The 10,289-nt window shown below is 69.7% G+C and carries 8 protein-coding genes and 1 pseudogene; 5 read left to right on the forward strand and 4 right to left on the reverse strand.

The window, feature by feature from the left end:
• Window positions 1-156: 156 nt before the first annotated feature.
• The 3 genes and pseudogenes from Q664_RS57405 to Q664_RS06645 all read left to right on the forward strand — a co-directional run.
• Window positions 157-3,549 (forward strand): annotated as a pseudogene (locus Q664_RS57405) (Ig-like domain-containing protein); the annotation flags it as partial.
• A 121-nt stretch (window positions 3,550-3,670) separates the two neighbouring features.
• Window positions 3,671-4,486 (forward strand): Ig-like domain-containing protein, encoded by an 816-nt coding sequence (locus Q664_RS62885; RefSeq protein WP_369406326.1) that lies wholly within the window; start codon window positions 3,671-3,673, stop codon window positions 4,484-4,486.
• Between the two features lie 90 nt (window positions 4,487-4,576).
• Window positions 4,577-5,128, forward strand: coding sequence for a GNAT family N-acetyltransferase (locus Q664_RS06645; RefSeq protein ID WP_043391075.1), 552 nt, complete (start codon window positions 4,577-4,579; stop codon window positions 5,126-5,128).
• Between the two features lie 89 nt (window positions 5,129-5,217).
• Here the strand turns inward: Q664_RS06645 and Q664_RS06650 are convergent, their stop codons facing one another.
• The 4 genes from Q664_RS06650 to Q664_RS59935 form a co-directional block, all read right to left on the reverse strand.
• The gene (locus Q664_RS06650) at window positions 5,218-5,529 is read right to left on the reverse strand and encodes a hypothetical protein (protein WP_043391078.1); all 312 of its coding nucleotides are present in this window, start codon (window positions 5,527-5,529) and stop codon (window positions 5,218-5,220) included.
• A gap of 118 nt (window positions 5,530-5,647) precedes the next feature.
• The gene (locus Q664_RS06655) at window positions 5,648-7,870 is read right to left on the reverse strand and encodes an adenylate/guanylate cyclase domain-containing protein (RefSeq protein WP_043391080.1); all 2,223 of its coding nucleotides are present in this window, start codon (window positions 7,868-7,870) and stop codon (window positions 5,648-5,650) included.
• Window positions 7,871-7,893: 23 nt separating this feature from the next.
• Complete coding sequence (locus tag Q664_RS06660; protein ID WP_043391083.1) at window positions 7,894-8,469, reverse strand: hypothetical protein; 576 nt, start codon at window positions 8,467-8,469, stop codon at window positions 7,894-7,896.
• Window positions 8,470-8,501: 32 nt separating this feature from the next.
• Window positions 8,502-8,684 (reverse strand): hypothetical protein, encoded by a 183-nt coding sequence (locus Q664_RS59935; RefSeq protein WP_052517754.1) that lies wholly within the window; start codon window positions 8,682-8,684, stop codon window positions 8,502-8,504.
• Here Q664_RS59935 and Q664_RS06670 point away from each other — a divergent pair.
• Together Q664_RS06670 and Q664_RS06675 are read left to right on the forward strand one after the other, a co-directional pair.
• Window positions 8,677-9,018: a serine hydrolase gene (locus Q664_RS06670; protein WP_052517755.1), complete on the forward strand. Its 342-nt coding sequence runs from the start codon at window positions 8,677-8,679 to the stop codon at window positions 9,016-9,018. The two genes, Q664_RS59935 and Q664_RS06670, sit on opposite strands and share 8 nt — an antisense overlap.
• A gap of 68 nt (window positions 9,019-9,086) precedes the next feature.
• Window positions 9,087-10,223 (forward strand): epoxide hydrolase family protein, encoded by a 1,137-nt coding sequence (locus Q664_RS06675; protein WP_043391088.1) that lies wholly within the window; start codon window positions 9,087-9,089, stop codon window positions 10,221-10,223.
• The last annotated feature ends 66 nt before the right edge of the window (window positions 10,224-10,289 follow it).

The following is a 10,289-nucleotide window of genomic DNA, read 5'->3' on the forward strand; positions in this document are numbered from 1 at the left end:
GTGCTGCCGGCCTCGGGGGGGCCACAGGCACTCCGGGGCGTGTTCCACCGGAGCGGTGTCTTCTCCAACGGCTGCGCGCCGTACAGCGGCTACACCATCGACCATGACGATCTCGTCTTCGCGGTGAGCCAGGAGGCGGACCTCACGCCCCCGAGCGTGACCATCACCTCCCCGGTGGAGGGCAGCGTGGTGAGCCGCGGCGTGCACATGCGGGTGGCGGCGAGCGACGACTTCGCCGTGCAGCGCGTGGAGCTGTACGCGGGCACCACGCTGCTCGCGACGGACACCGAGGCGCCCTTCGAGAAGTACTGGCCGACCCAGAGCCTGGCCGATGGTCCCTACACGCTCACCGCACGGGCGTACGACGCGGCCGGCAACATGTCCCAGAGCACGGTGAACGTGACGGTGGACAACGACTTCACGCCACCGTCGGAGCCCGTGCTCACGGCTCCGGCCGCCGGAGCGCTCCTGAGCGGCACGGTCACCCTCGAGGCGTCCGCGAGCGACGACCGGGAGGTGAAGCAGGTCGACTTCTTCCTGGACGGTGCGCTCCTCGGGAGTGACGCGACGGCACCGTTCTCGTTCACCTGGGACACGGGGACCGCGTTCAACGGGAGCCACACGCTGAGCGTCCAGGCCTATGACGCTGCGGGCCAGTCGGCGCTGAGCGCGCCCGTCACGGTCGAGACGATCAACGCGGGCAACGCCCGCTACGATCCGCTGCTGGGGGCGCCCCGGTGCGACACCGTGATGGAGCGCTGTGATGCCCGGGAGCTGGTCCAGGGCCGGGGAGCGGACAGCGAGCGGAACGCGCCCAACACGCTGGACGGGTGCCCCGACGGCACGAAATCCGGCCTGGCGGAGAACATCCGGGGGATCCGGGTGCTCGGAGCGGATGGCACGGCGCTGACGGCTGGCAAGCGGGTCCGGGTCGAGGTGGACGTCGTCACCGACAACAAGGACTCGGTGCCGGTGGACCGGCTGGTGGTGTACTCGGCGGCGGATGCGACGCAGCCCTCGTGGGTTCCCATCGCCACCGTCAGGCCCCTGAAGGTGGGTGTGCAGACGCTCCTGGTGGAGTACGTCCTGCCCGCCGGTGGCCTGCAGGCGGTGCGTGCGAAGTACGGCGTGGGGACGGGGAGCGCGACGGCCTGCGGCGTGACGACGCCCGAGAACTATTGGATCGATCACGACGACCTGGTCTTCCCGGTCGGCACGGGGACGGACACGGCTCCGCCGCAGGTCGCGCTCACCGCGCCCGGCAATGGAGAGACACTGACTGGAGCCGTCACGGTGTCGGCCATGGCGAGCGACGACTTCGGCGTGGCGGCCGTGGACTTCTATGACGGCTCGACGCTGATCGGCACGGACAGCACGGAACCGTTCGGGGTGATGTGGAACACCCGGAGCGTGGCCAACGGGAGCCACACGCTGGTGGCCCGGACGCGCGACGTGGCCGGGCACGAGGTGGCCTCGCTGCCCGTGACGGTGACGACGGACAACGACTTCGTCGCGCCCGAGGTCTCCCTCACCTCTGTCTCTCCTGGCACCCGCGTGGCCGTGAAGCAGCAGGTGTGGATCTACGCGAACGCCACGGACAACGTGGGCGTCACCCGGGTCGAGTTCTTCCAGGGCGGCTCCTCCTATCCTTTCGACACCGCCTACTCCGTCGACAACACCTTCAGAGTCCAGACCTCGTTCAGCTACACCGGCCAGTATGTCCTGACGGCCAGGGCGTATGACGCGGTCGGCAACGTGGGAACCTCACAGCAGATGACGGTGATGGTGGTGACCGAGACCACGCCTCCGGCCGTCTCGCTCACCGCGCCCGCCAGTGGAGCGACGCTCAGCGGAACGGTGACACTCTCCGCGAACGCCACGGATGCGTCCTCCTCGATCTCCAAGGTCGAGTTCCTCGTGGATGGCACGCTGATCGCGACGGACACCTCCTGGCCCTACAGCCTCTCCTGGAACACGCTGACCGTGGCGAGCGGGAGCCACATGCTGACCGCGCGCGCCACGGACGCCCAGGGCAACGTCGCCACCTCCACTCCGGTGAGCGTGACGGTGGACAACGCGGCCCCGGCCGTTGCCCTCACCTCCCCGGCCAGCGGAGCCACGCTGGAGGGAGTGATCTCCCTCCAGGCGGAGGCCTCGGACGACGTCGGGGTCACCCGGGTCGAGTTCCTGAGAGACGGGCTGTTGGTGGGGAGCGACACGACGGCACCCTTCGGCGTGGACTGGGACAGCACCACGGAGGCGGATGGGAGCCACACGTTGACCGCCAGGGCTTATGACGCGGCGAACAAGGTGACCACGAGCGCCGCGGTCACGGTGACCACGAGCCAGATCCCCAGCGCCGTGTACGACGCCACGCTGCGCGTGCCGAAGTGCGCCACGCCGGTGGACGTCTGCGACACCAAGAACCTCGTGACGAGCCAGTACACCTCGGAGCCCCACCGGCCCAATACGCTCAACGGCTCCTGCTCCGACGGAATCACCACCGCGTATGCCATCCAGCGGATCAAGCTGTCGAGCGTCGAGGGAGGGCCCTTCACGGCGGGGCAGCGCGTGCGGCTCGAGGTCCACGCCAGCATCTATAGCGCCGCCGCGGCCTCGATCGATCTGTTCTCCGCGAGCGATGCCACCCAACCCGTGTGGACGCACCTGACCACGCTGCCGACCACGCCGGGGAGCCAGGTGCTCTCGGCGGAGTACGTGTTGCCCTCCGGCCACCTTCAGGCGGTGCGCGCCCAGCTCCGGCTCGATGGCGACCCCATGTCGGCGTGCACCCTCAGCGGCTATGGCGAGCACGACGACGTGGCCTTCGCGGTGCTGGCGGATCCGGTGCTGACGCTCACCGCTCCTTCCAACGGTGCGCAGCTGAAGGGCCTGGTTCCAATGACCGCGACGGTCACGGCTGCCTCGCCGGTAACGAAGGTCGAGTTCTTCGCGGACGGGACGCTGCTCGGCACCGACACCAGCGCGCCCTACGAGCTGAGCTGGGACAGCGCCACCGGAGCGGACGGGGCCCACGCGCTCACCGCGAAGGCCCATGACACGGAGGGCCGCGTGGGGACGTCTCCCGCGATCACCGTGAACATCGACAACACGCTTCCGGACGTGGCGCTCACGTCACCGGCGCCTGGGGTGTACCTCGGGAGCAGTGCCATGCTCGAGGCCACCGCCACGGACAACCAGACGGTCTCCAAGGTCGAGTTCTACGTGGATGGGGCGCTGCTCGGCACCGACACCAGCGCGCCCTACACGGTGAGCTGGAACGCGGGGTCCTGGACGCAAGGGGCCCATACGCTCACGGCGAGGGCCCATGACGGCACGGGCAACGTGCGCACCTCCGCCGGGGTCCAGGTGACCGTCGACACCCTCGCGCCCACGGTGTCGATCACCGCTCCGGCACAGAGCGCCCGGCTCCGGGGAACCGTCCAGATCAGCGCCAACGCCAGCGACAGCGTGGGCGTGGCGAGGGTCGAGTTCTACGTGGATGGAGCGCTGATGGGCACCGACACCAGCGCGCCCTACGCGGTGAGCTGGGACAGCGTCGGGCGTGGCGGACGGGGCCCACACGTTCACCGCCAGGGCCTACGATCACGCGAACCTCACCCGGCTCTCCGCCGCGGTCTCGGTGACGCTCGACAATACGCCGCCGGACGTGGCGCTCGCCTCCCCCGCCCCTGGGACGTTCCTCCGGGGCGCGGCCCTGGTCGAGGCCTCCGCCAGCGACGCCGTGGGCGTCACGAAGGTCGAGTTCTACGCGGGCACGACGCTGCTCGGCACCGACACCACCGCGCCCTACCAGGTGAGCTGGAACACGGCGGGCATGACGGATGGGGCCCACACGCTCACGGCGAAGGCGTTCGACAGCATCGGCAACGAGCGCAACTCCACCGGGGTCCAGGTGACGGTCGACAACACCGCGCCGGTGACGGCCGTCAGCGCTCCGGCCCAGGGCGCCCTGCTGAGGGGCACCGTCCCCGTCAGCGCCACCGCCAGCGACGCCGTGGGCGTGGAGCGGGTCGAGTTCTACGCGGGCACGACACTGCTCGGCACGTCCACCATCGCGCCCTACGCGGTGAGCTGGGACACGACCGCCGTGGCCAACGGAAGCGTCACGCTCACCACGAAGGCCTACGACGCGGTGGGCAATGTCACAACGTCCGCCGCCCGCACCGTGACCGTGGACAACAGCGCGCCCACGGTGGCCATCACCTCGCCGGCCAACGGGACGTCGTTCTCCTTCCTCACCTTCAGCACCACGATCCAGGCCAGCGCCAGCGACAACGTGGGCGTCACCCAGGTGGTGTTCTACGACGGCGCCACCGTCCTGGGCACCGACACCACGGCTCCCTACAGCTTCAGCTGGAACCTGCTGGGCGCGGCCAAGGGCAACCACACCCTCACGGCCAGGGCCCATGACGCGGCGGGCAACGTCACGACGTCCGCGCCCATCACCGTCAAGGTGAACTGACGCCTCGGGCCGGACGCGCGGAGGTCCTTGCTCCGGGGGGAACGGGGTGCGAGAACCCGGCCCCTTCCCCACCCGCTTCGGAGATCCTCGGTGATCGCTCCTGGACCGACCCTCGAAACCCCTCGCCTCCTCCTACGCCCCACGGCGAAGGAGGATCTGGAAGGCTTCGTGACGCTCATCGGCGATCCGGAGTCCGCGCGCTACATCGGTGGCCTGCAACCGCGCACGATGGCCTGGCGGGCCATGAACGCCATGGCGGGCTCATGGGTGCTGAATGGCTACTCCATGTTCTCCGTGCTCGAGAAGGCGACGGGCCGCTGGGTGGGGCGCGTGGGTCCCTGGGTGCCGGAGGGCTGGCCGGGGACGGAGATTGGCTGGGGCATCCTGCGCGAGTTCTGGGGACGCGGGTACGCCACCGAGGCCTCGGCGGCGGCCATGGACTGGGCCTTCGAGCACCTCGGCTGGACCCGGATCATCCACTGCATCGATCCGGACAACGAGGCATCCAAGCAGGTCGCGCTCCGTCTGGGCTCGCGCCTGCTGGGTCCCGGCAAGCTGCCGCCGCCCTATGGCGACAGCCCGGTGGAGCTCTGGGGCCAGGAGCGCGACGACTGGAGGGCCCGGCGCAAGGGAACGCCGTGAATCAATTCACGGTCAGGTCCGAGGGCTGCCTCGGCGCCACCTCGTAGGTGGTCTCGTACTGGGCGGCCAGGCCCACCACGCGCCGCGATTCAGCTGGCGGCGCGGCAAACGTTGACATCGGACATCCGCGAGGCCTGCTCGTCGCCCGGCTCGAAGGACGCCTCGGGCTCCTCGCTCGTCACCTGCTCGTCATCCGGGGGCGCCACGGCGAGACCACACATGTTCTCCCAGTAGTCACCACAGGTGGTCACCGGGGCGCCCGCCCGCTCCCAACACGTGCACAAGAGCGTCGGCTGGGAGGGATCCCCGCACTGCTCGTCGCAGCCCGGGGGCCGGGCGGCGGCGGTGCCGGCGAGGGTGAGGGTCATGAGGAGGGGGCCAAGGATACGCGCGCGGAACATGTGGAGACTCCTGGATGCAACGAGGGGGAAGCCTGGATTCTACGCCCCTCCGTCATTCCAGGCCATGACCCTTTCGAGCATCACCGGCCCATGGTGGCAATCACGTAGACGTTCCTCCTCACTTCTCCAGGTTGGCCACGCCATCGAAGTGCCTGGGCGGGTGCTCCTGGTACTCGCGGCAGCGCTCGAGCAATACGGCTGTTGGACCGTCCTCCGGGTCCTCGGACAGCTGCGCCGCCAGGATTCCGGCCGCCTCGGCGAAACGCTGCTGCCGGTAGAGCTCGAGCGCCTCGTGGTAGCGCTCGACGGTCCAGCGCTTCTTCGCCGGCAGCTCGCCCTTGAGCGCGAGCAGCTCGTACACCGTCACCGCCTCGGCCTTGCCGGCCACCCGCACCCGGTCCAGCTCGCGCACCTCGATGTGGTCGCGCGCCAGCTCATAGGTGCGCGGGCCGATCATGATCAGCGAGCCATAGGACTTGTTCGCGCCCTCCAGCCGCGAGGCGAGGTTCATGCCGTCGCCCATGGCGGTGTAGTCGAAGAGCTGATCGCTGCCGAAGTTGCCCACGAAGAGCCGGGCGGTGTTGATGCCGATGCGCGTGTACACGTCCGGCAGACCCTTCTGGCGGAACTCCTCGCGCAGCTGGGTCACCTCGGCCTGCGCGGCGAGGGCGCCCCGGCAGGCGCGCACGGCATGGTCCGAGTGGTCGATGGGCGCGCCGAAGAGACACACCACCGCGTCGCCGATGTACTTGTCCAGACAGCCGCCCTCGAACAGCAGCGCCGAGCTCACCCGTGTCAGGTACTGGTTGAGCACCCTGACCAGCGCGCGGGGGTTGTGCTGGAAGCTCTCGGAGAAGGAGGAGAAGCCGCGGATGTCGCTGAAGAAGGCGGTGAGCTCGCGCTCCTCGCCGTCCAGCTTGGGGAGCCGGTTCTGCTCGATCATCTGCTCGATGAGACGGGGCTCCATGTAGCGGCCGAAGGCCTCGCGGATGAAGGCGGCCTGGCGGTTGGCGAAGAGGTGGTTGGAGGCCATGGCCCCCAGGCTGGCCAGCAGGCCCGCCGTCACGGGCAGCGCCCCGAGCAGGTGCACCCGTCCCAGCGCCAGCGAGGCCCCCATGGACAGGAACACGAGGGGGACGACGGCCAACAGCAACCACGCCAGCTCCAGCGTCGGAGAGCGCACCGTCATCAGCAGCACCGCGGACAGCACCGCCAGGCCGAGCGCGAAGAGCAGGCTCACCCCGAAGGGAGCCTCGGTGATGAAGCGGCCGGAGGAGATGTTCTCCAGCACCGCGAGCCGCGAGCTCATCCCGGGCACGAACGCGGCGAACGGGGTGGACGCGGGCGTGCCCAGCCCCAGCGCCGTGGGGCCGATGACCACGAGCCGATCGCGGAACGACGCATCCTCCTCGAACCCCGTGGGCCTGCCCTGCTGGCGCAGGGACCAGGCGTCCAGCAGCGCCATGACCGGGACGATGCGGAAGCGCTCATGCAGGGCGCCACCGAAGTCGAGCTCCGCGCTGCCATCGGGGTTGACCCGAAGCTCGCGCTGGCCCAGCCGCAGGGTGCGGCCGGAGAACACGAGCTCCGTGGCCCCGAAGAAGTCCGCCGCCGCGGCCACCGGGAGCGTGACATAGGCGTTGGTGCCATCCGAGTACACGAAGCGGGTGCGCCGGGAGATTCCATCCGGATCCACCTCCCCTTCCACCAGTCCGAACCCCTTCGCCTCGGCGAGCAGCGGCGTGACGGGAGGAACGAGGTTGTGGGGCTGGCGGATACCCGGCAGCGACTCGGACTCGAGGCGCGGCAACGTGCGTCCCCCGGTGTGCACCGGGAAGGCCAGCACCTGGGCCACCGCCTTGGGGAGGGGCGCGGCCATGGGATGGGTGGCCACGCCCAGGTACACGGGCAGCCGGCGCTCGCGCAGCACGCGGGCGAGCTCGAGCTCCGTGTTTCCGTCGGTGGAGGGCTCGTCCATCACGCCGTCGAACAGCACGGCCCGGGCGCCCTGGAGGGACAGTTCCTCCATCACCCGTGCCCACAGGAGGTGATTCCACGGGTACGGGCCGAAGTCGCGCGCGTACGTGGGATTGGAGCGGATGCCATCGAGGCTCGATTGATCGATGGCCACCACGACGATGTCGTGTGACTGGCTCCTGATCTTCCGGGTGAAGGTGGTGAGCGCGCGATCGTAGAGGGCGCGTTCCAGGGTGGGCAGTCCCAGCGCTCCGAGGAGCCAGCACCCCGCCGCCACGGCCGTGGACAGCGCCGCCACGCCGAGCATCCGGGGCAGGTGGTTGCGCAGACGCTGCGGCAGGAACTTCCAGATGTCACTCGCCATTCGCGGATGTTCCTTCGGCCGTCTCAGAACCAGCCCATCACCACCGCCCCCGTCCCGGAGTCACCGAGCCGTGCGGGGGCGAGCGTCCAGACGACGGAGGAACGCGATCGGGCGGCCATGGGCGCGGGCTTCCCCGTGAGCGACACCACCAGCCCCCGTCCGATGGCCGCACCGAGGGGCGGCAGCAGCGCCAGACCCACCATGCCGGGGAGGGGCTGACTCGAATAGAAGAGCGCGGCACCCGCGGCCGTGCCCACCACCGCGCCGAGCAGGGCCCCGCCCCAGGCGCCCACCGGAGCCTGTCCCGACAGCAGATCCCCCAGCACCAGGCCCGCGGTGGGCCCGAGCACCGGGAAGGCGAGAAGGTGGTAGGCGGGACCGCCGAAGCCGATGCCGGCGCCGAGGAGGAACAGCGTCGAGGGCGCGCCGATCAGGAGGCCACCGCCGAGCGCCCCCAGGGAGGGGCCGAGCTCGACGGGCTCCGGCTGGGAGCGGAGCGGGGCGGAGCCTTCCGGAGCTTCGTGGGCAGGAGCCTCGGAAGCGCGTGCCGGGGCGGACAGGAGCGCGAGGCAGAGGACGAACAGGGAAAGGGAGCGCATGCCGCCCGAGCATACCCGCTCCGCTCGCGGACTCAGCGCCGGGTCTTCCCCGTCTGCCGGGCGAGGACCTTCTCGTAGGCGGCCCGCAGCTGCTCGGCGACGGAGGGGCCCTCGTGGTTCGCCGGAATACCGAGGTGGAGCTCACGCAGCTCGGCCATGAACTGCTCCCACATGGCCGGGCCTCCCTCCTCCAGGAGCTGCGCGCGGATGAACAAGGGGGAGTTCGGAGGCAGGCGCCTCCTCTCCGAGCGCTCCATCGAGCTCATGACGACGGATCACATCACCCCGCGGCAGAAGTCCGTGTCGCCCTTCGGCCCTGGCTTCTGGGACAAGCGCGGCTGGGGTTATGCGCTCTCCATCGTTCACAAGCACGAGCCCGGGGATCCTCGCGGGTTCGGCTGGGACGGTGGATACGGGACGTCCAGCTACTGGGATCCGCGGACGGGGGTGATCGGGGTGCTGTTGACGCAGCGGATGATGGATTCTCCGTCCGCGCCCGCCGCTTTCGTGGACTTCTGGCGCTCGGCCTACGAGGCGGTCCAGGGTTGAGGAGCGGCTGCGCCGCGATGCTTTTTTAGCATCTCTCCGCGTGGAGGGCGTGTGGCACGGTGAGCCGCATGCCTCCACGCCCTTATCGTATCGATGTGCCGCAGGACGTCCTCACCGACCTGCACCGCCGCCTCGACAACACGCGTTTCCCCGATCCACTCCCCGGTGGCCCGTGGGCGCACGGTGCCGATCTCTCCTATGTGCGCGAGCTGTGCACGTACTGGCGGCACCAGTACGACTGGCGCCGGCACGAGGCCGAGCTCAACCGCTACCCTCAATTCATGTGCGAGGTGGATGGCGTGGACATCCACTTCTGGCATGTCCGGGGAAAGGGGCCGTCTCCCCTGCCCTTGCTGCTGACCCATGGCTGGCCCGGCTCCATCCACGACTTCCATCACCTCATCGGCCCGCTGACGGATCCGGCGGCGCACGGAGGAGACGCGGCGGACGCGTTCGACGTGGTCATCCCCTCACTGCCCGGCCACGGCTTCAGCGGGAAGCCGCGCGAGCCGGGGTGGAATGCCTCACGTGTCGCCGCGGCGTTCGATCGGCTCATGACGGAACACCTCGGCCATCCGCGCTATGGCGCACAGGGAGGCGACTGGGGAGGCATCGTCTCGACGATACTCGGGGCGGAGCATGCGGAGCACCTGGTGGGCATCCACCTCAATATGGCGCTCGCGGGGCCGCCGCCCGGAGAAGAGCAAAGCGAGCTGGCGCGAGCCTATGGCCAGAAGGCGGCGATGCTCCTGGCGACGGAGCTGAGCCACACCCAGGTCCAGAGCACCAAGCCCATGTCCCTGACCATCGGGCAGAGCGACTCACCGGCGGGGCTCGCCGCGTGGATCGTCGAGAAGTTCCGGACCTGGAGTGATTGCGATGGGGAGCTGGAGCGAGTGCTCTCCAAGGACTGGTTGCTGACCAACCTGATGTTCTATTGGGCGACGAACAGCGCCGCGAGTGCGGCCAATCTGTACTACGAGACATTTGGCGTGCGGCGCGTGGAGCAGAGCGGTCCGGTGCGGGTGCCCACGGCGGTGGCGGTGTTCCCCAAGGAGATTCCCCTGCCCCCGCGGCACTGGTTGGAAGCGCGGTACAACCTGAGGCGCTACACGGAGATGGCACGGGGAGGCCACTTCGCCTCCGTCGACGCGCCCGAGCTGTTCCTCGAGGACGTGCGAGCGTTCTTCCGGGAGCTTCGCTAGAAGCACTCCCCCTCTCCCTCTGGGAGAGGGCCGGGGTGAGGGTCGTCACCCGAGTGGAAGACCTCA

This window comes from Archangium violaceum Cb vi76 (assembly GCF_000733295.1).
GTDB lineage: Bacteria > Myxococcota > Myxococcia > Myxococcales > Myxococcaceae > Archangium > Archangium violaceum.

What these genes read in the sequence shown, in the direction of transcription:
- Q664_RS06660 (WP_043391083.1), bottom strand. Translation starts at nt 8,469, where the DNA reads ATGCGCTCCCTTTCCCTGTTCGTCCTCTGCCTCGCGCTCCTGTCCGCC.
- Q664_RS06650 (WP_043391078.1), bottom strand. Translation starts at nt 5,529, where the DNA reads ATGTTCCGCGCGCGTATCCTTGGCCCCCTCCTCATGACCCTCACCCTC.
- Q664_RS06655 (WP_043391080.1), bottom strand. Translation starts at nt 7,870, where the DNA reads ATGGCGAGTGACATCTGGAAGTTCCTGCCGCAGCGTCTGCGCAACCAC.
- Q664_RS06675 (WP_043391088.1), top strand. Translation starts at nt 9,087, where the DNA reads ATGCCTCCACGCCCTTATCGTATCGATGTGCCGCAGGACGTCCTCACC.
- Q664_RS06670 (WP_052517755.1), top strand. Translation starts at nt 8,677, where the DNA reads ATGAACAAGGGGGAGTTCGGAGGCAGGCGCCTCCTCTCCGAGCGCTCC.